The sequence below is a fragment of the Maribacter corallii genome, from assembly GCF_047345415.1.
Classification (GTDB): domain Bacteria; phylum Bacteroidota; class Bacteroidia; order Flavobacteriales; family Flavobacteriaceae; genus Maribacter_C.
Genome location: NZ_JBLFEP010000002.1, coordinates 1,037,393 through 1,060,426 on the forward strand (window position 1 = coordinate 1,037,393; position 23,034 = coordinate 1,060,426).

At 43.6% G+C, this 23,034-nt stretch carries 20 protein-coding genes; 4 read left to right on the forward strand and 16 right to left on the reverse strand.

From position 1 onward, the window contains the following. Nucleotides 1–33 precede the first annotated feature (33 nt). The 5 genes from ACKWCA_RS09780 to ACKWCA_RS09800 all read right to left on the reverse strand — a co-directional run bounded on the left by ACKWCA_RS09780 (nt 34) and on the right by ACKWCA_RS09800 (nt 8,176). Nucleotides 34–1,545 (reverse strand): DUF1501 domain-containing protein, encoded by a 1,512-nt coding sequence (locus tag ACKWCA_RS09780; RefSeq protein WP_413978000.1) that lies wholly within the window; start codon nt 1,543–1,545, stop codon nt 34–36. Beyond that, nucleotides 1,545–4,277: a PSD1 and planctomycete cytochrome C domain-containing protein gene (locus ACKWCA_RS09785; protein WP_413978001.1), complete on the reverse strand. Its 2,733-nt coding sequence runs from the start codon at nt 4,275–4,277 to the stop codon at nt 1,545–1,547. The genes ACKWCA_RS09780 and ACKWCA_RS09785 overlap by 1 nt, the downstream gene beginning before the upstream one ends. Nucleotides 4,278–4,355: 78 nt before the next feature. Beyond that, nucleotides 4,356–6,044, reverse strand: coding sequence for a lysine--tRNA ligase (lysS, locus tag ACKWCA_RS09790; RefSeq protein ID WP_413978002.1), 1,689 nt, complete (start codon nt 6,042–6,044; stop codon nt 4,356–4,358). Nucleotides 6,045–6,390: 346 nt separating this feature from the next. Then, entirely contained in the window at nt 6,391–6,951 is a 561-nt protein-coding gene (locus ACKWCA_RS09795) for a thioredoxin family protein (RefSeq protein ID WP_413978003.1), read from the reverse strand. Nucleotides 6,952–7,123: 172 nt separating this feature from the next. Continuing rightward, on the reverse strand, nt 7,124–8,176 hold the full coding sequence (locus ACKWCA_RS09800; RefSeq protein ID WP_413978004.1) for a response regulator transcription factor: 1,053 nt from the start codon (nt 8,174–8,176) through the stop codon (nt 7,124–7,126). 98 nt (nt 8,177–8,274) lie between these two features. Between ACKWCA_RS09800 and ACKWCA_RS09805 the strand changes: the two genes are divergently transcribed. Further along, nucleotides 8,275–8,430 carry a YqaE/Pmp3 family membrane protein gene (locus ACKWCA_RS09805; RefSeq protein WP_413978005.1) on the forward strand — a complete coding sequence of 52 codons (156 nt, stop codon included), beginning with the start codon at nt 8,275–8,277 and terminating at the stop codon, nt 8,428–8,430. A 19-nt stretch (nt 8,431–8,449) separates the two neighbouring features. Next, nucleotides 8,450–9,166 (forward strand): lipoyl(octanoyl) transferase LipB, encoded by a 717-nt coding sequence (gene lipB, locus ACKWCA_RS09810; protein ID WP_413978006.1) that lies wholly within the window; start codon nt 8,450–8,452, stop codon nt 9,164–9,166. 33 nt (nt 9,167–9,199) lie between these two features. On the opposite strand, the gene ACKWCA_RS09815 is transcribed toward lipB, so the two are convergent. The 8 genes from ACKWCA_RS09815 to ACKWCA_RS09850 all read right to left on the reverse strand — a co-directional run bounded on the left by ACKWCA_RS09815 (nt 9,200) and on the right by ACKWCA_RS09850 (nt 17,036). Further along, the gene (locus ACKWCA_RS09815; protein WP_413978007.1) at nt 9,200–9,835 is read right to left on the reverse strand and encodes a hypothetical protein; all 636 of its coding nucleotides are present in this window, start codon (nt 9,833–9,835) and stop codon (nt 9,200–9,202) included. A 116-nt stretch (nt 9,836–9,951) separates the two neighbouring features. Further along, on the reverse strand, nt 9,952–10,572 hold the full coding sequence (locus ACKWCA_RS09820; protein ID WP_413978008.1) for a hypothetical protein: 621 nt from the start codon (nt 10,570–10,572) through the stop codon (nt 9,952–9,954). A gap of 111 nt (nt 10,573–10,683) precedes the next feature. Continuing rightward, nucleotides 10,684–11,289: a hypothetical protein gene (locus ACKWCA_RS09825; RefSeq protein ID WP_413978009.1), complete on the reverse strand. Its 606-nt coding sequence runs from the start codon at nt 11,287–11,289 to the stop codon at nt 10,684–10,686. Between the two features lie 133 nt (nt 11,290–11,422). Next, complete coding sequence (locus ACKWCA_RS09830; RefSeq protein ID WP_413978010.1) at nt 11,423–13,129, reverse strand: hypothetical protein; 1,707 nt, start codon at nt 13,127–13,129, stop codon at nt 11,423–11,425. A gap of 135 nt (nt 13,130–13,264) precedes the next feature. Beyond that, nucleotides 13,265–14,311, reverse strand: coding sequence for a Kelch repeat-containing protein (locus ACKWCA_RS09835; RefSeq protein WP_413978011.1), 1,047 nt, complete (start codon nt 14,309–14,311; stop codon nt 13,265–13,267). 109 nt (nt 14,312–14,420) lie between these two features. Continuing rightward, a complete protein-coding gene (locus ACKWCA_RS09840; RefSeq protein WP_413978012.1) occupies nt 14,421–15,752 on the reverse strand; it encodes a Kelch repeat-containing protein in 1,332 nt (443 codons plus the stop codon). Nucleotides 15,753–15,870: 118 nt separating this feature from the next. Then, nucleotides 15,871–16,419: a hypothetical protein gene (locus ACKWCA_RS09845; protein ID WP_413978013.1), complete on the reverse strand. Its 549-nt coding sequence runs from the start codon at nt 16,417–16,419 to the stop codon at nt 15,871–15,873. Nucleotides 16,420–16,673: 254 nt separating this feature from the next. Then, complete coding sequence (locus ACKWCA_RS09850) at nt 16,674–17,036, reverse strand: hypothetical protein (RefSeq protein WP_413978014.1); 363 nt, start codon at nt 17,034–17,036, stop codon at nt 16,674–16,676. A 239-nt stretch (nt 17,037–17,275) separates the two neighbouring features. Between ACKWCA_RS09850 and ACKWCA_RS09855 the strand changes: the two genes are divergently transcribed. Next, nucleotides 17,276–17,842, forward strand: a complete 567-nt coding sequence (locus ACKWCA_RS09855) for an RNA polymerase sigma factor (protein ID WP_413978015.1) — start codon at nt 17,276–17,278, stop codon at nt 17,840–17,842. 2 nt (nt 17,843–17,844) lie between these two features. Next, complete coding sequence (locus ACKWCA_RS09860; RefSeq protein WP_413978016.1) at nt 17,845–18,573, forward strand: tetratricopeptide repeat protein; 729 nt, start codon at nt 17,845–17,847, stop codon at nt 18,571–18,573. On the opposite strand, the gene ACKWCA_RS09865 is transcribed toward ACKWCA_RS09860, so the two are convergent. The 3 genes from ACKWCA_RS09865 to ACKWCA_RS09875 all read right to left on the reverse strand — a co-directional run bounded on the left by ACKWCA_RS09865 (nt 18,553) and on the right by ACKWCA_RS09875 (nt 23,029). Continuing rightward, entirely contained in the window at nt 18,553–21,375 is a 2,823-nt protein-coding gene (locus ACKWCA_RS09865; protein WP_413978017.1) for a CHAT domain-containing protein, read from the reverse strand. The two genes, ACKWCA_RS09860 and ACKWCA_RS09865, sit on opposite strands and share 21 nt — an antisense overlap. A 208-nt stretch (nt 21,376–21,583) precedes the next feature. Beyond that, nucleotides 21,584–22,213 (reverse strand): Tim44 domain-containing protein, encoded by a 630-nt coding sequence (locus ACKWCA_RS09870; protein ID WP_413978018.1) that lies wholly within the window; start codon nt 22,211–22,213, stop codon nt 21,584–21,586. A 117-nt stretch (nt 22,214–22,330) separates the two neighbouring features. Next, on the reverse strand, nt 22,331–23,029 hold the full coding sequence (locus ACKWCA_RS09875; RefSeq protein ID WP_413978019.1) for a TapB family protein: 699 nt from the start codon (nt 23,027–23,029) through the stop codon (nt 22,331–22,333). Nucleotides 23,030–23,034 lie beyond the last annotated feature (5 nt).

Below are 23,034 nucleotides of genomic sequence, written 5' to 3' on the forward strand. Positions count from 1 at the left end.
CCTACTAAGGAATACGCCACTTCAGAAGCTCGATCAACTTAGTATTTCTTTGATGACCTCACCCTCTACGTCGGTCAATCGAAAATTACGTCCTTGAAATGCATAGGTAAATTGCTCATGGTCAAAACCGAGTAAATGCAGGATGGTCGCGTGAACGTCATGGACCGATACACGTCCCTCGATTCCTGAGAATCCGATATCGTCGGTTTTTCCATGGGCAGCTCCTTTTTTGATGCCACCTCCGGCCATCCACATGGTAAAGGCATCTCCATGATGATCACGACCTTTATAGGCCATTTCCTTATTTCCACGGTTCTCTTGCATGGGGGTCCTTCCAAATTCCCCGCCCCAGACGATCAACGTATCCTCTAAAAGTCCCCGTTGCTTTAGGTCCAAAATTAGGGCCGCAATGGGTCGGTCTATTTCACGACACTTATTCCGTAATCCGAGATCGATCGAACCCTCGCGAATATTACCATGGGTATCCCATCCCCAATCGAAAAGTTGAACAAAGCGTACGCCATCTTCTACCAATTTCCGTGCGAGTAGGCAGTTGTTGGCGAATGACTCTTTGCCCGGTTCAACACCATACATCTGTTTGATGTTTTCGGGTTCGTTGTTGATGTTCATCACTTCTGGCACGGCAATTTGCATGCGGTATGCCATTTCGTACTGATTGATACGGGCTAAGATCTCAGGGTCGGCATATTTGGCATATTCCTCCTTGTTGATTTGATTGATGGCGTCGATCGTACTTTTTTTAAGATTTCTGGTAATCCCATCTGGATCTTCGATGTACAGCACCGGGTCGCCTTCCGATCGGCATTGCACGCCTTGATATACCGAGGGCAAAAATCCGCTCCCCCAAACACTTTTACCCGCATCAGGGGTGTTCCCCCCCGAAGTCAATACCACGAAACCGGGTAAGTTTTGATTTTCCGACCCCAAACCGTAGGTTGCCCAAGCACCGATGCTAGGTCTCCCCAATCGGGCACTGCCCGTATGCATGAACAATTGCGCCGGCCCGTGATTGAATTGATCGGTATGAACCGCCTTTAAAAAAGCCACTTCATCGATTACGCTCTTAAAATGGGGTAAAAAGTTCGAAACCCAATTTCCTGATTCACCTTCTTGCTTGAATTCAGCCTGTGGCCCCATTAATTTTGGTGTACCCTTTATGAAAGCGAATTTCTTTCCTTCCAACAAAGACTGCGGACAATCTTGCCCGTGATATTTATGGAGTTGGGGTTTATAATCGAACATCTCCAATTGCGAAGGGGCACCGGCCATATGTAAATAGATAACCGATTTCACTTTGGGGCTAAAAGGTGGGGACAAGGTCGCCAACGGATTCAAATCCCGCTCACCAAAGGCCATAGTGCTCTTGGTATTGGTAGATGGTTTTGGATCGCATCCCATAAAAATCGAGCTCAAGGCGAGACCGCCCATACCTTGGGCACAACTTTTTATAAAGTGCCGCCGGGTTTGCGCCTGTGCCTCTCGAACCTGCTTTTCTCGAATCAGTCTTTCTAGGTTGTCTTTCATCAGGCTTTGGTTAGAAATTCATCTAAATTCATAATGGCATTGGCAACGAGGGTCAGCGCACCTAACTCAGGGGTCGGTTGCTTTTCAAAAGATAAGAATACTTTTGGTGCCTCATTGTTTTTAGAGAACTCTTGTAGCGAGTTCTGATACAGCTCCTTTAGGACTTTTAATCGCGTAGGGGTAATTTTCTTCAAAGTTGCTTTTTCATAGCTTTTGGTAATGCTGAGGTCTATATTATCGAGGATGTAGTTGTTTTTTGCCAGTTGGTATGATGCCTCGATATACACGGGGTCGTTCAAAGTGACCAAAGCTTGTAAAGGGGTATTGGTTATGGTTCGGCGTATGGTACAGACCTCACGGCTTCCGGCATCGAAGGTCAGAAACGAAGGATACGGACTGGTGCGTTTCAAGTAGGTATAGATGCCACGGCGATAGCGATCCTCTCCTTTACTTTCAATCCACTGCGCGCTGTTGTATACGGTCTTCCATACGCCATCGGGCTGAGGGGGCATCACTCCCGGGCCGTACATTTTGGTACTTAAAAGGCCCGATACGGCCAGGGCCTGATCTCTAATCTGTTCCGCGCCCAGCCTGATTCTCGGCCCACGGGCATATAATTCGTTTTCGGGGTCGATTTGATATGCTTCGGGCGTACCCTCGGAACGCTGCCGATAGGTGCCAGAGCTTACGATTTCCTTGATGAGGTTTTTTACACTCCATTGGTGTTCGTTCATAAAGCGCAAGGCCAACCAATCCAATAGCGCCGGGTGTGAGGGAGGCTCTGACTGTGAACCGATGTCTTCAATGGTAGCGACAAGACCTCGTCCAAAGATTTGGTGCCATACCCTGTTGACAAGGGTTCGGGCCGTGAGTGGGTTTCTTTTATCGACAATCCATTTCGAGAGTCCCAGTCTGTTTTCAGGCCAATCAGGGTTCCAAGCGTTCAACGTTTCAGGGGTTCCAGGTTGTACCGTATCGGTTTGGGTCAACCAACTACCACGGTCAAACAACTGAGTGGTCCGCTTCATATATTCAGGATTCTCCGCTAAAATGGGTACGGTTTCGGCAGTGGTATTCAAGGCCTTTATAAAGGCGGAATTGATTTTGGACCAACCTGACCTTTCCATACCAGGCATATCTTGTATGAACCCGACCCAATAGAGGTTCAGAATATTGACTTCAGGAGCCACGGCGTCATTCTGGGTCTCGATGTAGATATCGGTTTTTCTATCGATATTTTTTAGGGCGAATTGGGCGGTGGTATTCTCCGAGGCCTTGTTGATGGTGAACTGTGCCAAAACAGGTCCGTTGGCGTCCTTTTCTCGAATGGTCACCTTCGTGCCATTATAGTGCGAACGATAGTTCAGGTACACATAGCTTGAATTATTGGTATAGGCATCTTCGATAATGAGGTTGCCATCGTCCCAAAAGACCACTGACGCATGATCATCATAGACGCTATTCTGAAACTCCTTGAAAAAGTGTGATTTGTATACGGGTTCTGTGAACTGTAAAAAGTCCTTATAGATCTTGTGCTGTTCTTCATTTCCATACTGACCGACCCAATCGAGCACCTGATCGACGGTCTTTTGTTGTTCGTTGGCATACAGTTTCAAAACCGGGGATTCGCTTGGCGTATCTTCATCCCTCGTATTGTTGAAAAATGCCATCAGGCGATAGTAATCTTCATGCTTAAAGGGGTCGTACGGGTGGCCATGACATTGCACACAACCTATTGTGGTACTTTGCCACACCTCAAAAGTGGTATTGGTGCGATCGATAACGGTAGCGATGCGATACTCTTCATCATCCGTACCTCCTTCATCGTTGTTCATGGTATTCCTGTGGAAGGCTGTGGCGATCAATTGATCGGCGGAAGGTTCGGGTAGCAGATCGCCGGCCAATTGTTCCATGGTAAATTGGTCATAGGCCAAATCGGTGTTGAAGGCATCGATGACCCAATCGCGATACTTCCAGATCGAACGTCCCATATCTTTTTCATAGCCCTTGGAGTCCGCATATCTGGCAAGGTCTAACCACCAGGTAGCCCATTTTTCGCCATACGTCTTTTGTGCCAATAGCGTGTCGACAAGTGTCTCATAAGTGAAACGTTCATTTTCAAAATCCTGCAATAATTCTTGAGAAGGGGGTAGGCCCGTAATATCCAAGGCCAATCGACGGGCGATGATATTCTTTTCGGCCTGGGGATTGGGTTCTAAGGCCTCGCTTTCCAATCGTGCCCAAATAAAACGATCGATGTCATTTTTTAGGAAGGAGGGAGAGGACTCTGGAACAAAACTAGCTTCATTGGCAATCGATGGAACATCAACTTCCGCAGGAAGCGAATAAGCCCAATGTTCGCCCCATTCTGCGCCTTGGTCGATCCAGCGGGTCAATAGATCGATTTCTTCATTGGAGAGTTTCGGTTTCTCGTAAGGCATCCGTAGTTCGGGGTCATCTTCATGCAGCCTTTTGATCAATTCACTACCAGATGCATTTCCTCTGATAATAGCGGGTTGGCCCGATTCTGTTTTGGCAAAAGCCTCTTCCTCGAATAAAAGGCTAAAACCGCCATTCTTTTTAACGCCTCCGTGGCAAGTGATACATTTGTTGTTGAGAATGGGCTTGATCTGGGTGCTGAAATCGACACGCTTCGAATCCTGACACGAAAATCCCAAAAGGAGGGCCGTGCTTAAGACACCCAATAACAATACATGTTTAACCAAATTCATAGCAACCCTTTCGTCGACCACTAAAGATAGTAATTATTTTAGGAGATTCCTCCTAGGTCCGAATGGATGAATGTGGTGTTATCCCAATTTTACAAAAAGGCCTTCCTCGTTCTTTTCAACCTTGGCCAGATTGTTCTTGGTCAACTCCTTGATGGATTTGTCCCATTTTTTGTTCGACAGGCCCGATTGTTCTTTCAAATCCGCTAGGGGAAGCATCTCTACCTTTTTCAATGAATCGAGTACTTGTTTTGCCTCTTCACTCAACTCCACCGCTTTTTTCTCTGGCCGCATTTGAGGGAAGAACAACACCTCTTGAATGGAAGAGTTATTGGTCAACAACATGACCAAACGGTCAATACCGATACCGATACCCGAAGTGGGCGGCATACCATATTCTAGGGCACGAAGAAAATCTTGGTCGATAAACATGGCCTCGTCGTCTCCTTTTTCAGAGAGTTTCAGTTGTTCTTCAAAACGTTCGCGCTGATCGATCGGGTCATTCAGCTCAGAGTACGCATTCGCCAATTCTTTGCCATTCACCATTAATTCGAAACGCTCTGTCAACGCAGGATTCGTGCGATGCTCCTTTGTCAACGGACTCATTTCTTTAGGATAATCGATGATAAAGGTCGGCTGCACATAGTGATGTTCGCATTTTTCCCCGAAAATCTCATCTATGAGTTTCCCTACCCCCATAGTTTCGTCAACTTCAAGGCCTAGATTTTTGGCGGTTTCGCGAAGTTCATCCTCACCCATTCCCGCAACATCTATCCCTGTATGAATTTTAATCGCTTCTAAAATAGGCACTCTGGCGTATGGTGCCTTGAACTCGATGTCGTTTTCGCCGACCGTCACCTTGGACGTTCCGTTGGCATCCAGCGCTACTTTTTCCAACAATTGTTCGGTGGTTTCCATCATCCAGTTGTAATCCTTGTAGGCGACATACAATTCCATAACGGTGAACTCCGGATTATGGGTACGGTCCATACCTTCGTTTCTGAAATCCTTTGAGAATTCATAGACCCCATCGAATCCGCCGACAATTAGCCTTTTCAAGTACAGTTCGTTCGCGATTCTTAGATATAGGGGAATGTTCAAAGCATTGTGGTGGGTCAAAAACGGTCGTGCCGCGGCACCCCCGGGAATAGGTTGTAGAATGGGTGTCTCTACTTCCAAATAACCTCTTTCATTATAGAACTCACGAATGCTGTTGGTAATCTTGGTTCGCTTGATGAACGTTTCCTTCACCTTCGGATTGACTACCAAATCAACATAGCGCTGACGATACCGCAATTCGGGATCGTTGAACTCATCGTAAGTATTCCCCTCGGCATCTTTCTTTGGTAAGGGTAGTGGACGCAATGATTTACTCAGCAGGGAGAAGCCTTTGACCATGATGGTTTTCTCACCTACTTGGGTCGTGAAAAGCTCGCCTTCAACCCCAATGATATCACCGATGTCCAGTAATTTTTTATAGACTTCGTTATAGTGGTTCTTGTCTTCACCTGGGCAAATCTCATCGCGATTAAAATACACCTGAATTCTTCCCGAACTATCTTGTAGCTCCGCAAAGGAAGCTTTGCCTTGAATACGTCGTGACATCAACCTTCCGGAGACAATGACTTTCTTCCCTTCCTCATAATGCGCCTTGATACTTTCTGCAGTGGCATCTACGGGATATAAGGCCGCGGGATAAGGATTGATACCCATCTCACGTAATCTGGTCAATTTCTCTCTTCTGATGATTTCTTGTTCCGACAATTGCATTTAGCTCCTAATTTAATGCGCAAATATAGGGTTTCGAGCGATGATTTTAAAGCTAGTTTTCGGGTTTCATGTTTTGTGTTTCCGGTTTGGGCGTGGATGTTCGAAGCTCGGTGCGCGATACTTGGTGTTGCATGTTGGATGCACGGTGCTTGGCGCCCGGAGCCGCTTGCTAATATCGAAAGGAGATTGCCGCATGGCTTAAAGAAGAGGGAAAATCCAAAACCCAAATTCCAAATCCAAAAAGGTTAGCAACTCAACTCTCGAAGCAAGGAGCGCATTGCGAATAACGTAGAGCGCATGGCATAAAGCACTAGGCATGTAGCTTCGGAAATTACGGTGCTATTTCTCAATCAAAATGCAATGATGTTGGATAGTTCGGGGTGTATTCCGAATCGGTGATGATCGCTTTAATATCAGTCTCTAATGTGGAAATCGGACTTTCGATAATGCGGTTGGTTTCCTTTCCGTCCTTGAGAAAAATAAAGGTGGGTACGCGTTTGATGCTGAGTCCCCATTCTTCTCCGGTCGGACTCTTTTTATACTGTTCTTTCCTTCGGTCGACCGCAACTATTTTGAGATTCTCCATGGGGAAATCGGCAGTTTCCAATATCTTGATAAAACGCGGAACTTCCCTTTTGCTATCGCCGCACCAGGTACCCATGAACACCAAAATCTTATGTTCGGACAGGGTATTTTTAAATGATGTTATTTCGTTTTTATTTACCTGATAGGCCTCATAGTTATTGGTGTACCAGCTTTGATATGAATTGGACGATAGCCCTTCAGTGCTGATTTGACCTACGAGAAAAGGCTGGTTGTTGTCGATTTTGATTTCTTGATTGATTTTTTGGGCAGATGTTATTGCTACAAAGGATACTAGAAAGAGTGTTAAGATACTTCGATTCATAATTTTCGGTTTTTAAGGTTTACTACCGAAAATTGCTAAAAAGGGGTGCTGTTATCGATTTTATCGGGATGGAAATAGGGACTAGACCCTAGGTTGATTTTTAGTAAATGTTCAAATCACGTGTTAAACCGGAAGTAAACGGATAGCGGGTGTCGTTTGATGAACGTAGAGGTCAGCCCAATAACTGTTTGATTTCATCGCGTGAGCTTACATTCAGTTTTTTGTAGAGATTGTTGATATGCGTTTTAACCGTGCTCAGGCTGACAAACAGATCAGCGGCAATTTCTTTGTTGGTTTTATCCTTTAAGATTTCATCGGCGATTTTCTGCTCTTGAGCAGTCAATTTGCCCAAAGCTTCATTTTTGCGGTTCTTTTTTAAGGAACGATGCCTCCTTATCAAATAAGCATTGCATGCTAGGGAAAAGAAAAGCAGTGTTCCTAAAATCCAGGGCCAGGGCGAGTTTGGTGCATTGCCCTGCAAGGCCATGCTTCGATCACTCGAAACGTCAGTGAGGTACAATTCGGTAAAGTTGGTATTTGGGTAAATAGCTTCTAGGCGCCCGCCCAAATCGGAATAATACTCATTTTTAGAAAGATCTTTTAAATAATGGGAATAGGTTTCGTTTCGCTTATCCGATAAAAAGTCGAAAATATAAAGTTCGGCCAAAGGCTCATTGAGATTTTCTCCGAAGTCTTGGAGTATCTTGAACCACTTTTTAGAATTTAGTTTCCGGCTGGCTTCACTTGGAAATTCGTAGAACTCAAAGGCCATTTCTTCCTTTAGCGCATCGATTTGTAGAAAAGCATCCGATTTTATATTTGTTGAGGTCAACTCACACAGTACCTCATTATCAAAAGAAGTGGGAAAGACAATCGTATCGCTATTGTTTGCGATGAAAAGTATGCTTTGGGTGTTTTGACATTGTCCTAAAAAATGGCTGGAATCAAAAGAATTTTGAGAACACTCATCCACATGAATGCGATAGATGCGATTCTCTAATGAAAGATTATCTCCCTCAAATTTAAAATACCCAGAAGAGTCGATCTCAGCTTTTTTAATGATTTGTTCTAAATAGGGTCTTGAAAGTTTGCGATAATCCTCGATAATGGAAAGGTAGATATCGGTCCCATTAACCGTTTCCGAGAGGTAGCCTTCAAAGCGATATTGCGAATAGCAGTTGAAGCTAAGTACAAACGAGACGATTAATATGATTTTTTGAATCATTGTGGAACGGGTTATACGCCTCTAAAATAGCGGATTTTGTAACAAAGCGCTTAAATTTGCGACACATAGGTACATCATCAATCAAAAATCCAAATCAAATGAGTTTTTTAAGAGTATTACTTGCCATCATATTTCCGCCCTTATCGGTCATTGGTAAAGGCTGCGGTTCTTTTATTATTGTTTTTCTGCTCACCCTTTGCGGATGGGTGCCCGGGGTGATTGCGGCCTTGGTCATATTGAACAATCCGAATTAGGGTTCGTATCTTTGCACCGATGAATAAAAAGGTGCATCTACAAGATTTAGGTCGTCGTGATTACAAAAAGACTTGGGACTACCAAGAAGAACTCTTTCGGCACATCATTGACCTTAAAATCAAAAACCGGCGGGAGGAATCGAACTTGGTCACCCCCAACCACTTTCTCTTTGTGGAGCACCCTCATGTATTTACCTTAGGTAAAAGTGGAGATCTCTCCAATCTCTTGGTCAATGAGGAGGAGTTGGAACGGAGAGGGGCGCAATTCTACAAAATCAATCGGGGAGGGGATATTACCTATCATGGCCCTGGTCAGATTGTGGGCTACCCCATTCTTGATTTGGATAATTTTTTCACGGACATTCATAAATACTTGAGATTACTGGAGGAAATGGTCATTTTGACGTTGTCCGAATACGGCTTGAAAGCGGAACGCTCCGAGGGTGAAACAGGAGTTTGGTTGGATGTTGGAACTCCCTTTGCCCGAAAAATCTGTGCCATGGGCGTTCGCGCTTCGCGATGGGTGACCATGCATGGTTTTGCCCTGAACGTAAACGCCGATTTAAGGTACTTTGATTTGATGATCCCCTGCGGAATCAAAGACAAGGCGGTGACGTCCCTAAATGTCGAACTAGGACGAAAAGAGGTTGATATAAACGAGGTACAACAAAAACTACTTCGTCATTTTGAAACGCTCTTTGAAGCCCAGTTTATCAAGGAAAAAACCCCAGTTTAAACTGAGGTTTGTTCATTTTATGGGTTAGAGTTTTTAGTAATCCAATCCAAAGAAGTCCATTGCTTCTTCATAGCTCATTTTAGAAAAGTCGGGATTCTTTTTCTTTCCACTTAATAAAATATTCGGGGGTACGATGAGGTATCTGAATTTAGCACCTCGGTTAGGATCGATTTGAAATTCATTGAGAACTCCCGAAAGGGCCTGCGCTCGAATCAAAATATCCTCAACTGCGGCACTGCCAGACCCAAATCCAGCTGTGAATTGCGCTCCCCTAAAATTCAATACCGGCAATAGGTAGACATTACCATCTCCAAAGCCACTGAAGTAAACCAGAATCAAATGGGTATTTTTTATGCTGAACGCGGAAGGCATCGTATCTGGAAATTTGATATCCATAAATTTGACCGTATCACTACTTCCGGTGAAATCAGCCGGTATCCAATTGCTATAATAGACTTCGGCATTGCCATCTTCACCAGCTGGCCCTTGGTCTCCCTGTTCCCCTTGATCTCCTTTAGGTCCTAGTAATCCTTGCTCTCCTGCTACTCCTTGTTCGCCTTGAGGGCCAATAGGTCCTATGGCTCCGTCTGTGCCATCCTTGCTACAGGAGGTTAGTGAAAGTGATACTGTTGCAAGTATGCAGCTCAGCATTTTAATTGTAGTTTTCATAATTTTAAAATTTGTTTGTCATTTTGTTTTCTTTTTATGTTCGTGTTGGAAAAAGGTTAACCTTAAAAGCACAAAAACCTCGGCAATGACCGAGGTTTTGATGATGGTTTTTGCTATTAATTGATTTTATATCCTTCGAACCAACTGCCCGTGCCATCAATGCGTACATCTATACTAGAAGAGAAATTTCTAAGAGACATATATACTTCTTGGCCTGCCGATAAACGATAAATACCACTGACATTAATCTTAACATCGTCACCATCGACAATTTGACTATATCGAGAATTCGGGTCTATGTTAAAATTGAGCCTAAAAAATGCGTCGGTGACCGTATTGGATTGACGTACATAGCCCTGTAGAAAGTAATACCCTGTTTCCGGTATGACGTAGCGTTTCGACGAACTGTCAAATGCATTGGCCGTGTCAAAATCTATGATTTCCCAGATATCGGTCTCAATAGTAGTGCCGCCATCCAAATCTTTAACGGCAAAGCCGTTACCGCGAACCTTAAAGTATATCGGATTGAATTCGGCATCCTCTCCATCAGCACCGTCTTGACCATCAGCACCATTTTGTCCATCAGTACCGTTTTGGCCGGCAATACCTTGCGCGCCTTGAATCCCTTGTTCACCTTGAGGTCCAATAGGTCCTTGTGGCCCTTCTTTTGTGCAAGAAGTTGTCGAAAGCGTTAACAGTACCATTACCAAGCTCAACATTTTAACTGTAGTTTTCATAATTCTAGATTTTTAGTTTTATTTCCCTTTAATGCCTATGATCGAGCAAGGTTAACCGTCGTAAGCAAAAAAACCTCGGTTAAAACCGAGGCTTCATTCCTTGTCCTGTTTTTAATAATCGAGTGCGAAGTAATCCATGACTTCTTCATATGTCATTTTATGGAAGTCAACTTGATGGGATTTACCTGATAGGGATATGCCTCCGGGAATCATTACATATTTAAACTGTGCTTGAATGTCTGCGCCAACCCCATTAACTTCATTGTCGTTTAGCTCGCTATCATCTGTACTTTCTAATGAAAATCGAACCTCACCTCTGTCCGAAAAGGAGATTGCGGTGATGGATCGCATGGTATTTCTGAGATTCGAGATATACGGTAAGGTATATTGTACATTTCTAGAAAACCTAAAAAAGCCAAGTACAATGCCACCTTCGTTAAAGAACTCATTTGTCAATCTGACTTCATCGACCTTCATGGCTTTGAACTTGGCTCCATCTATGAAGTTGAAGTCTTGATTTAACCATTCGCTATACATTACATTGACCGCACCTGCTTGGCCTTCTGTGCCTTCTGTGCCTTGTTCCCCTTGTAGCCCCTGCTCCCCTTGTGGGCCTATGGGCCCAACCGGTCCTTCAGGTCCCTCTTTGGTACATGAGGTCATCGCAAGGGTACAAAGTATCAAACCGATGGCCCATATTTTGATTGTAGTTTTCATAATTCAAATTTTTCGTTTTGTTTATTTTCCCTTTCATGTTGGATAGTTCGAAAGGTTAACGAGGGAACAAAAAAAACCGAGGTACAGACCTCGGTTTTTAGTGTGGGGTTTATAGGGATGTTGTCGTCTACTACTAATTCGTAAAGGTGTAGTCGACATCGACAAAATACTGATAAAGGAGGGTGCTTTGATCGGCGTTCCACATCTGAAAGCGAATTTGGTCTACTGCGCCAGGCCCATTCAAGGTAAAGAAACCACTGGCCGTACCCTCACCGGTTGGGTGTATCGGTGATGGGTGTGCTCCGTATCCGGGACTAGGACTACCGCCTGTAAAGGGCCTGCCAAAAATTCGAACTCCGCTGGCTTCGGTGGTCTTGTACTTGAAGTCGAATTCTACACGTTCTCCAGTACTCAGGGAGGCAGGTGATTCCGGACTTATGGTAACAAGATCTACTTTGTGGGCTACAAAGGTATAATCTACATCTACTGTGAATTCGTGCAAGAGCTCCGTTTGGGCATCATTATACATTCGAAAACGGATTTGGTCTACGGTACCCTCGGTATTAAGTGTGAAGAAACCAGTTGAGCTGCCTTCTCCTGTAGGATATAAGGGTGATCCATGGGCTCCATAGCCTGGGGAAGGATTGCCTCCTGTAAGAGGTCTTCCAAAAATACGTACACCTCCTGCTTCATTTGTAATATAATCGAATGAAAATTCTACCCGCTCTCCAAGACATAACGTTTCAGGGGCATCGGGAGTGATAGAATTTACGGTAACACTATGCGCTATAAATTCATAGTCTACATCTACAAATAACTCAAGTAATAGTTCGGTCTGATCTTCATTGAACATCTGAAATCGTATCTGGTCTATTTTTCCGGGTGTATTGACCGTAAAAAATCCTGATTTATTACCTGATCCAACAGGATGTAAAGGAGATCCATGTGCTGCGTAGTCAGGTGAAAGACCTCCATTCGTAAAAGGTCTTCCAAAAATACGGACCCCATCATCTTCGTTTGTTTTGTAATCAAAAGAAAAGGTTACTCGGTCTCCAATAAACAATGTAGACGGTGACGTTGGGTCTAAAGACAATACGTCAATGGTGTGATCTTCCAAACAAGTTAAATCGAAGGATGCTTGATTGGAAAGTACTTCGGTAGGTGCTATGATCTTTAATTGTTGCCATAGCCCTTCGTAGGTAGTTCCCCCTCCTCCTAAAGTCCATGAAGTGGTAACCGTTTGGGTTCCTGCCGCCTCGAATTCCAATGTTTCTTCCGGCGCTGTGGCCCCGTCGCTTCTTATCCAAGTGTAGGTTATGGAGGTCGGTGCGTCTACCTCTATGGTGCCCTCAAATTCAAATTTCTTGGGACACTCCCCGGTAAACTCATTTTCTCCAATGACAGCTACAGAGGTTTCTATACCAACAACTTCTGCGTCACATATCAAATCAAATTCCGCTTTGTTCGAGAGTATTTCCTCTGGTGTTGTTATTTTGATTTGCTGCCAAAGTCCTTCATAGGTGTTTCCATCCGCGCCCAAAGTCCAGGAGGTCGTGACCGTTTTACTTCCTGCGGCGTCGAATTCCAGGGTTTTTTCGGGTGATGTAGCGCCATCACTGCGCAACCAAGTATACTTCACGGTCATGGCGCCGTTCGTTTTAATTTCTCCGGTGAAGTCAAATTGCTTGGAGCATTTCCCTGTAAATGAGTCCACCGTGCTCAAAAGCACACTGGTTACCTTGGTCGTTTCCATAGGTGGCTCAGGCGCGTCATCCTTTTCGCAGGAAAGCGCGATTAAAAAGGTCAGTACGTACAAAAGGTGTTTTAAATTTTTCATCATGATTATTTTAAAGTTATACTATTGTTGTTTGTATTTAATTCTAAAGTCAAGGGGGAATGCATTGGCTTTCAACGGTATGTGCTCGTTGTCTATACTGCTGAATGCGTTGTGTTTAAGAGAGATGGTTCTTTTTAATTAATCTTCCGTTATAGCAGTGATTTCTCCCCTGGCTTCGCTGCCTCCAATTCCGTCATCTTGGTAACCACCGAACAACCAGAGTGCATCGTCGTAAAAAAGTATGGTGTGCGAACTAATACCATCGCTTCCGGGTCGCGGACCATCATAAAGCTCCCAGGTGGTCATGTTGGAAGAATACCAGATTTCATTGTTGAAACGTGCGCTTGGGTCTTGCCCGCCAATCGCCCATACCTTGTCATTGTAGACCGTAACCGTATGCGCATTTCTTCCGGTAAAGGGTGGGTCTGATCTAAGCCAATCGCGTCCATTCGTACTGGCCCAGACTTCTGCTAGTTTCGTACCGTCAATATCTTCCCCACCAATCACGTACATGGTATCGTTAAAGACAACGCCTTTTTGCCCCGCGCGGCCAGAAAAAGCGTCGTTTGTCTCTTGAACCCAATCAGCTCCGTTTCCTGTAGACCATACTTCGGTGTTCCCGCTGGTAGCGTTTCCCGCAATGACATATAATCTATCATTGTACACCAAAGTAGTATGTTCGGGTATGGGGCCAAAAGGTGGGGCCACTTCCGACCAGTTGCTACCGTCCGGGGAGTGCCAGAGATTGGTATATTTTACATCGGTAGCATCCCTACCGCCAATCAACCAGAGCTGGTCTTGAAATACGGTCAGGGTATGTCCAATACGGAAGTTGCTAAATGCTTCGGAAGTGGTTGTTGATACGGGTACTGTTGCCCAGTTTATTCCATTTGTACTGTTCCATAGAAAGTGGGAACTTGTTGCGCCATAATCATTTACACCACCTACTGACCAAACTTTGCCGTCAAAGATGGTCATGGCATTTTGGGCGAATCCGCCCATTTGATCTTCTTGGGTCTTTATATCAAAATTGAGCGAAAGGTCAGTTCCCTTAGGGAAGCTACCTTCTTTTGGTATCGATTTCCCATCTGTACGATCCACAATCGGATCTATAGGTTCCTCTTTTTCACAAGAAACGATTAATGCAAAAAAGGTAAGCACGTATAAAAGTTTTAATTTTTTCATCATTTTATTTTTAGTAAGCACCTTTTTATGATGAAACACGGTCGAGGTTAACATCAGGGCAAAAAAAACCGAGGATAGTACCTCGGTTCCTTATGATATTCAAAATGTGCTAGTCAATACGCCAAATATCATTTGCGACTTGATTGCGATTCCCACCAATAATATAGAGCCGGTCATTATGGTTTACACTTGTATTGCCCGATTTGATAGGATAGTCGCGCTGTTGTACGGCCTTCTTCCAATTGGTGCCGTTATCGGTAAACCAAAGTTCCTCATAGGTGAGCCCTCCAGTTACATACAATCGTTCATTATGAACTATGGCATCACTATAAAAACCTATTTGGAATGGTGGGTTTTCGGTAACAATACTCCAGTCTAAAGCGTCGACGCTGCTACGTATGATACTAGTTTTGGTTTCACTGAATGGAGATCCCTCAAAGGCGATAAGTTGTCCTTGAAATGATACTATTTTCATTCCATATTTTTGATTGAAACCATGGTTTTCAGTGATGAGCGTCCAGTTTTTTCCATCTGCTGAATTCCAAACGTGCCGTTCCGTAGTCAAATCACCGATAGATCCGTCATAGGCGGCAAATCGCCATATTTTTCCATCATGAACGAACATAGTGGTATGACTTTGCCCCAAAAAGGGAGTGTTGTTCCAAATACGATTATTTTCTTCTTGTATCCAGTTGATACCATCCTCAGAAGACCAAATATATTGATTCATAGAAGTATCGCTCGTACCACTGTACATCCATAGTTTGCCTTGAAATACCACGACTGCAGCAGATTTTCTTGGGCCGAAAGCAGCGTTATTGGTTTCCATATTCCAACTGACCCCGTCAGAGGAAGACCATACCTCTGCAAGAGGCTCGCCGGCTTCATTTTCCCCACCGAGTAAAAAGATCTTATCGCGAAACGATATAAGAGCGGCATTTTTGCGTTTGGAGAAAGGTGCGCTTTCAGTTAGTTGTGTTATCGTATTGTATTCTGTAATGAAGGAGAATGTTTCCGAGGCCTTCAAAGCTCCTTTTTCGTCTACGGCATCTACGCGCCATTGGTAATTCTGGCCTTTCTCCAAAGGTGTTTCGAGTAAAAAGTCCGTAGTGGTTATATTGTTGGCAATGGAAGTAAGGAGCTGTCCGTTGCGGCCTAGATATACATTGTAGGTGATGGCATCCGATTCTAGGTCGGTAGCTTCTTGCCAACTGAACATGGAGGTCAGCGCCACTAGTTCATCGCCATTCTCAGGGAGCGTTAAGAGCGGGGCTGAAGGTTCGGTATTGACCGATTCGAACTCCTCTTCCTTCTCAGGTGTCACGCTTTTTTCGGGTAGTATCGGTACGGGGTCCTCTTTCTTGCATTGCGTTGTGAGTAATACACCCACGATTAAACCTAATCGGAACAGCTGTTTCAAATTGATTATACACGTTTCCATAAAATTTGTTTTTAAAGTTTCTTCTTTATGGATCGGTTTTATGAAAGGTTAACATCAAAACGGATAAACCGAGGTGCCCACCTCGGTTTATCCTATACGTCATAAAGCAAAAATGAGATTAAAACCTTATGATTTCAGTATTGTGATTACCCGAATAGATGTTAAGTGATTTGAACAATGTATTCTCCATGGCGGAAGCCCCACCAAAATCCTTTACCATAAAATTGAACGCATGACTTATGTTTTCGCCATTTGGTCTGATTGAAGCTGTGAGGATCATTCCTGTCTGTGGATTTGAACGGTTTCCATACCAATTTATGGACGTGCTCAACCCACTGGAACGTGTGGTCCATGGGCTTGGTATACTGGTCTCGAATTCTACATAATCGGTGGCGTATTGCCATTGTATATGTTTGACGCCCCCTAGATCTGCCCCACTAAAAGTGATATTGTATCGGGCATCTTCCCTAAGGTTGAGTTGAAAACTATCAAAGTCCGTATCCTCATCGAAGGTTTGGTCGAATCCGTCTCCTTGGATTTGAAATCGAAATGTAGGTGGTTCAGTGTCGACATCCGGAATTTCGGTATCGCAGGCCTGCAATAGCACTGCTGCAATAAGAAATAGTGTGGTTGCGCGGAGGATGCTGAATTTGTCTTTGTTCTTCATTTGTTCTAAGATTTAAAAGTTAATTGTGTACGTACTAAATTTCTATTGTGTTGAACCTGACTGTGGTCAGAGAAACACTATTCCAGCTCGGTGCCAGGTCATTGTTCGGATATGGCAAGGAAGGGGTCCGTCTATTTTTTAGCTTTCTGATATGCCTTTCTTTGATTTCCTGCCCATAGGTAAACGCGCTTAAAAGAATTAGACTACAGGTGAAATATTTTTTAAAGTGCATCATAATCTGCTTTTATCTGGTATTAATTTTCAATATCGTTTTGACTCTTTTCCATGGCCTCTTGTAGTTTCTGACTAAAAGCGATACCCAATGAATCTTTCTTTTTAGGGTCCAAACTCATGTCGTATAGGTTGTATTGGTCTCGAAGCTCCTTTTTCATTTCGGGATTCATCTCGATTTGGTCCAATAGCTGTAGATAGTTGGTAGCCCCGCCGAAGGGGTTGTCAGCACCCATGCCCCCTAGTTCGAACACTTGACCAAATATTTTGGTCTGTTCATCCAAGAGATTCATTTGTTTGGTGCTATCCAAGCTCTCGCTATTGTTCGTTTGTGCATTAGTGACCCCGATGAGACACAAAAGGGTTAAGGTGAGCATTGTTTTCATAATCAAAATTTTTAAGGTTTCCTTTTAATGACAGCTCCCAAAAAAGGTTAACAAGGCGTCAGGTTTTTTTAGGAAAGGGACGTATTTAAAGAAGATTTACTTAAAATAATTGTGGTGGTATTCGTCCTACAAAGCCTTGTGGTGTATGATGTGGGAGGCTCTAAGCGAACCGGTTTTTTCTAAAAAATCGCTACTTTCGCTATTCAAGGTGTTAACCTTTCGAATCTCCTTTCATCAAAGTGCAAGAATCAAGTAGAACCAACACACTGGAAGAACTGCGGCAAGGCTCTGAATTGGCCTTTAAGCAGATCTATGAGCAAAACAGGGATAAGTTTCTGAATTTTGCCCGTAGGTATCACTTATCCGATGAAGAAAATATAGACATATACCAAGATGCCTATATTATTTTTCACGATAATGTAATGAGTGGTAAGATCAAAGAATTGACCAGTAGTATTTCTACCTATCTCTTCAGCATTGGTAAATATTTAATCTTTGATAGGATGCGAAAGAATAAAAAAACCGTGAACAGTGAATACAATCTAGACATTGTACGTGACGATGAATCCGTCATCGAGACACTTGACTTTGATACTGGTGAACTTACCCCGGAACAAACGCTTTTGAGAAAGCACTTTGCAACGCTGGGGAAGCAATGTCAAGAACTCCTTACCTTATTTTACTATCGTGGCTATACGATAAGAGAAATAATGGAAGCCGTAGACTATAACAGTGAAAATGTCGTCAAGGCTGCAAAATCACGATGCATGAAAACATTGAGAGAACGAATTCAGGCAAAGGTATAGGTATGGATAAGGAGCTTTTACTTTATAACTACTTTTCGAATCAGCTTACTGCAGAGCAAGAAAGAGCGTTCAATGACCTGCTGGATACGGACGCTGATTTCAAAGCCCAGTTTCTATTTGAAAAAGATCTGCAACAGGCGATTCGAAAGAAGGAAAACCAAGAGCTGAAGTCTAAATTGCAGGGTTTTGAGAAGAATATCCAAGCGAAATCAGCTGTTCCGAGGACCAATGCGCGTTTTCGACCTTGGTCCGTGGCTGCGTCTATTACCATGTTGATCGCTATTGGATGGTTTGCCTACACTTCACTGTTGGGTACGAGCAATCAAGACCTTTACGATGCCTATTTTGAGCCTTATCCGAATACGGTGTACACCATTACAAGAAGTGATGGAAACCAAACCCTTGAAAGAGCGGCTTTTGTTGCCTATGAATCACAAGATGATGATAGGGCAGCCGAACTTTTTTTAGAGGCCGGGGCGACCATAGCGCATGGCAATTTCTATTTGGCACAAGTATTATTGCGTCTTAATAGGAACGAGGAGGCCATCGAATTGCTTGCTCAAAGTATTCTTGAAGATAGTACATTCGAGGCGGAGGCAAATTGGTATCTCGCCTTGGCCTACCTGAAGGAAAACGATACAGAGAGTGCTACAGAAGTATTGGAGCGCCAAGTGTCGCAATATGATTTCAAAAAGGTAAAGGCCCAAGAGTTACTGGATTCGCTGCGATAGGTACTTTTTCCTTAAAAATAATACCCCACTAATAAGGGCGATGAAAAGAAGAATACCCCATTGCACAAACTGGGCCGAACTTCCGGGGCTCAGCGCTGAGGTATTTCCTGAAATGACAAATCCTGACCAATAGTAAGGATGTGCCAAAGCGTTTTCTCGATTTGCTTGCAAGAAATCGACTTTCGCCTTTTTCAATGCAGTGTTCTTGGTATCTCCGGCTGCTAGGTTTTTGTAGAATGCATCCATAATAGTAGCGGTAGATGCATCATTGATTTTCCAAAGGGTACTTGTTATACTGGCCGCACCACTGTAAAAGAAACCTCGGGCCAAGCTAAGAAAACCCTCCCCCTTTTTAAGTTCGCCAACCCCGGTTTCACAGGCGCTAAGGGTTACTAGGTTTGACTGCAATTGAAGATTGTACAAATCCTTGACATAGAGCAGATTGTTCTGGCCGGGAGTGCTTGAGAATGCCAAGTATGAAAACTCAGGTGCATTGTCATCGAACACCGCATGGGTGGCCAAATGCAAGGTGCTGAAATCCTCTAGTTGATGGGCAAAATTTCGAAGTGTTGCCGCTTCATCGACATATGATGTGCCATTGAATGAAGAAAGAATCTGTTTGACTTCCCTTTTATTATGCGGTAGGGGCAATAGCGTATTGCGATCCGGATTGACATCGGTCAGCTCTCCAGAGAATGTAGGGGCAAAGGCAAGAAGATCACCCTGCATTCGTTTTCGATTCGTAAGTTGCTCGTACAGGGTTGCCGAGTTGACATAGCTGATGTCATACTCCTCCATCAGATAAAATAATCCTTCATTCGTCATATTCAAGGCTCCGAAAGGAATATAATTAAGAAGGCCGTCAGGAATAATAATCAGTTTCCTTTTTTTCTTGGAATCCAGTAATGGGGCGATGAGTTGCTGAAATAGTCGATTCGAAATTCGACCTAGTTCCGCAATATCGGAATGCGGGTCTACCATCAGGGCATAGGTATTTTTGACCGTCCTTTCGAGCTCGGCATTCAGGGCTATCCGATGAATGCGTTTTTCGTTATGAGTTATTGCAATGGCAAATAGGGCATCATTTCCATAGAAATAGGAAATCAGTTGTTCATCGGGTTCCAACAGTTCTTGTGTTTGATAGAGCGAACGGCTCTCCGTATTGTATTTGAGATCATAGTAATCTTTGTAGTGGTTTTCAATACTGTCAATTAGTCTTCGATGCGATTCCTTCAGTTCAAAAAGCCGGTCCTTCAGAGCATTTTTGTCCTCTTTGGAATTGATGACTTTCTTCTCATTGAATGTGATTTCGGATTTCAATTGGAGCTCAAGTTGCAACAATGCTTCCGGCACATTGGCAAATTGGGTCGCCTTAGCACTTAATAGTGCTTCCAAAAGCAAAATGGACTTGCTTTTTTCCGCATAGTCGAATGCCAGGTCGATGTATTTTTCGCCACCTGGGCCTTGGGCCAATGTATAGGCCGTAGTTAATCCATTTTCAAAAAGCGTAAAGGCCTCATTGATCAAGTCGAGTTTGTCGACGTTGTTCTTGAATGAGGGCTTCAGTAAATCAAGAGTACTAAGCCCTTGGTCTACCGCACCTAACAGTTCATTGTTATCCGGAAAGGTGTTTGATAGGGCACTTAGGGCTTTGACCTTTCCACAAAATAGTGAGAATAGGATGTTTTTTCGCTTGGCCATCGAAGGGATTGGGTTTACTGTCTTTTGGTCTGATCCGGATTCTGCCGCGAGTTCCGCAAGCCCACTTCGGTAACTGTGAAGAGCATTTTCAGGTTCATTTCGTGTTAGGTATAGGTCACCAATTCGTTTTTGCACGTTGGGGCGATTGTTCTTCAAAGTCGTACTCAAGGCGTCTTGGAATAGGGATAACGCTTTGTCATAAGCTTTTTCCTTGACTAGAATTTCCCCTCGCGCTGAAAGAAACCGGTCTTCGAATGGATCATCCTTGGCTTTGAAGACTTCTGTTTTTTCCAAATAGTAGTAGGCACTGTCAATTTGATCAAGATCTTTGAACACTTTAGCGACCAATAGTCCGGTTGTGACCAAACTATTTCTATTTCGGTCACTGAAGTTCTTTTCCAGAAAATTCAGGGAGTTGATCCAAAGGGTTTTTGCCTTTTCGAAATCCTTCTGGGCGTAGAGCGAATTGGCATACAGATTGTAGATTTTATGAAGTCCCTCTTGATCATCCGGCAGGGACTGTTTATAGAGACGGATATTTTTTTCATAATATTCATTGGCTACCTGATAGCGACTTTGCTGTACATTCATTTGGGCAATGAAATTGTAACACTGTGACAGCAGCTCAATATCATCTTCATGTAGGGGTGTACCACTCGCCAAAAGATGCTTTGCTATTCCATCAAAATATACCTCGGCCCTTGCATAATCCTGGAGCTTGTGATAATAATTACCTTTATTGAAATTCAAGTAATTTTTTTGAAAATCCCCTTTATCGTGAAGGGTGTCAAGCACATGGGCATATTGTGCAATGAGAATTTCGGTACGCGCTATCGTCGATTTGATTTTTTCCAGATCGTAAAAGTACCCTGCGGAAAAGCAGACGTAGTTTAAATTGTCTATGGCGGCAGGTGCGTTCTGATGATCCAGTGCCAATTGAACAATACGATCGAAATAATGGTAGGTAGAATCCTTGTCCGAATAGAAGTGTGTATAGGCCTTGTCCTCAAGCAGAACCAGCTCCTGCTCGTACGTCTGTCCTTGACAAATTTGAACCGCCCATAAACAGAGGGAAAAACAAATGCAAACGAATCTTAGCAAAATCTTATTTTTACGATATCCCAAATAAATCTCCCTCTAGTATGCGCGAGCACTCACAAAGCGTCACCTAGACCCATACCCCAAAAACGTATCTATGAGGTCATGCTCGGACCACTTACGGTTTGCCACTAAAATAAACTATTAACATGGAAACCAGCCTTGTAAAGGGGCTGGTTTTTTAGTTGCATTGTGGCACTTCGCATGGGTTTTACTGACCTCCAATATCCGAGTTGACCACAAAGATGGTTATCTCATTGTCCGAAATTGCCTTTTCTTTGATTTGAACCGTGATTTCCCCTTGATAGCCTTCTCCTTCATAAAGGAAAACAACATAGTCCAAAAGGTTTCCTGCACGTCCTACCGATTCTGGGCTTCCTTGGGTGCTACCTAAAAACCCTCCATTCGCATCAAAAATGACCAACTCGTAGAATTCTAGTCCCGTGGGAATAGCGATGTATTGAATGCCGGGCCAATCACAGTTCCCATTTTTAGGGCAGGGGCCAGGTAGGGGAGGCCTTCTTCTATAGACCGCTTCACGTAAGCCGGCAATTTCGATGAGCTCATTTGATAATGCCAATCGATTGGCCTTTGCCGTATCCAGTTTTTCTTGGGTTTCTTCGGTACCCTGTCCAGCATCGATGATAGCATCTAATTCCTTGATCTCATCGTTGAGTTTCTCCACTTCTATTTCATAGAACGTTGTCTTGAAGTCATCCGAATAAAAGTAATTGGATTCCGTCAAGACGAGGTCCTTGTCATCGGGATGTCCATAATGATCTTTGATACACGAAACGACGCTCAAGGATAAGAGGGCAACTAAAAGTACTTTGATTTTCATTGTGAGGAATTTTAGTGGTTATATTATTATAAGAATTACTTTAAAAGTGACATACTGTTGGCTAAAATGGAATAACTCCTACTTGGAAACAGCGTTTCATATAAGGAAGGTAGATACTCACTTCGTATATTTTGTGAGCTCCATACGGTTCAGCAAACTACCGTTCTGTTTGTACGATTCTTGCTTGATCATACCTACACCTTCCGCCAACCAGAGTTTGTTAACCGTTTCACGGGTAGCACCCATGGTAGTTGATGAGGCGGTTTCTGTAATGACATAGCACTCAAAAGTACCTGCAGGAGTTGTGAGGTTCTCCTTTTTTTCGACCTTTCGGTCCGTTTGGTCGACGGAAATATTCATTTTCATTCCGCTCATTTTCATGGCGACCGATACATTGGCATCATCGAGTTCCTTTCCAACACTCAGGTCGTTCGGTAGTTGTATATCGGTTCCGCTAATGTCCATTTCAAGGCCCATGTCTTCATATTGCTTCATCATTTGAGCAGGAAAGAGTGATTTGTAGTCAATACTTATACCATCTCCGGAACACTGTATGGTATAGTCTGAATTATACACTTCCTTTCCTTTCTTATCGGTAAAAGTCAAATCAAACGTCGCTGAGGTAGCTCCCCCATCTGTACTGACTTCCGAAATCGTATAACTGGTTACGCCCTCGGTTTTCCCCTTTTTGTCGTACATGGTGTACGCAAAAAAAGAACCTTCCTTCATGGGGTAATATTTGCTGCAATTCTCTTGCGATTGTGAAGGACCGGTAACAAAGACAAATAAGAGAAAGCCTAATAGTTTATTTTTCATTTTGA

Excerpts from the sequence above, each read along its gene's own strand:
- lipB (WP_413978006.1), top strand. The coding sequence starts at position 8,450 with ATGAATAAAAAGGTGCATCTACAAGATTTAGGTCGTCGTGATTACAAA.
- ACKWCA_RS09840 (WP_413978012.1), bottom strand. The coding sequence starts at position 15,752 with ATGGAAACGTGTATAATCAATTTGAAACAGCTGTTCCGATTAGGTTTA.
- ACKWCA_RS09805 (WP_413978005.1), top strand. The coding sequence starts at position 8,275 with ATGAGTTTTTTAAGAGTATTACTTGCCATCATATTTCCGCCCTTATCG.
- ACKWCA_RS09815 (WP_413978007.1), bottom strand. The coding sequence starts at position 9,835 with ATGAAAACTACAATTAAAATGCTGAGCTGCATACTTGCAACAGTATCA.
- ACKWCA_RS09830 (WP_413978010.1), bottom strand. The coding sequence starts at position 13,129 with ATGATGAAAAATTTAAAACACCTTTTGTACGTACTGACCTTTTTAATC.
- ACKWCA_RS09780 (WP_413978000.1), bottom strand. The coding sequence starts at position 1,545 with ATGAAAGACAACCTAGAAAGACTGATTCGAGAAAAGCAGGTTCGAGAG.
- ACKWCA_RS09850 (WP_413978014.1), bottom strand. The coding sequence starts at position 17,036 with ATGAAAACAATGCTCACCTTAACCCTTTTGTGTCTCATCGGGGTCACT.
- ACKWCA_RS09785 (WP_413978001.1), bottom strand. The coding sequence starts at position 4,277 with ATGAATTTGGTTAAACATGTATTGTTATTGGGTGTCTTAAGCACGGCC.
- ACKWCA_RS09820 (WP_413978008.1), bottom strand. The coding sequence starts at position 10,572 with ATGAAAACTACAGTTAAAATGTTGAGCTTGGTAATGGTACTGTTAACG.
- lysS (WP_413978002.1), bottom strand. The coding sequence starts at position 6,044 with ATGCAATTGTCGGAACAAGAAATCATCAGAAGAGAGAAATTGACCAGA.
- ACKWCA_RS09845 (WP_413978013.1), bottom strand. The coding sequence starts at position 16,419 with ATGAAGAACAAAGACAAATTCAGCATCCTCCGCGCAACCACACTATTT.
- ACKWCA_RS09800 (WP_413978004.1), bottom strand. The coding sequence starts at position 8,176 with ATGATTCAAAAAATCATATTAATCGTCTCGTTTGTACTTAGCTTCAAC.
- ACKWCA_RS09860 (WP_413978016.1), top strand. The coding sequence starts at position 17,845 with ATGGATAAGGAGCTTTTACTTTATAACTACTTTTCGAATCAGCTTACT.
- ACKWCA_RS09795 (WP_413978003.1), bottom strand. The coding sequence starts at position 6,951 with ATGAATCGAAGTATCTTAACACTCTTTCTAGTATCCTTTGTAGCAATA.
- ACKWCA_RS09835 (WP_413978011.1), bottom strand. The coding sequence starts at position 14,311 with ATGAAAAAATTAAAACTTTTATACGTGCTTACCTTTTTTGCATTAATC.
- ACKWCA_RS09875 (WP_413978019.1), bottom strand. The coding sequence starts at position 23,029 with ATGAAAAATAAACTATTAGGCTTTCTCTTATTTGTCTTTGTTACCGGT.
- ACKWCA_RS09825 (WP_413978009.1), bottom strand. The coding sequence starts at position 11,289 with ATGAAAACTACAATCAAAATATGGGCCATCGGTTTGATACTTTGTACC.
- ACKWCA_RS09870 (WP_413978018.1), bottom strand. The coding sequence starts at position 22,213 with ATGAAAATCAAAGTACTTTTAGTTGCCCTCTTATCCTTGAGCGTCGTT.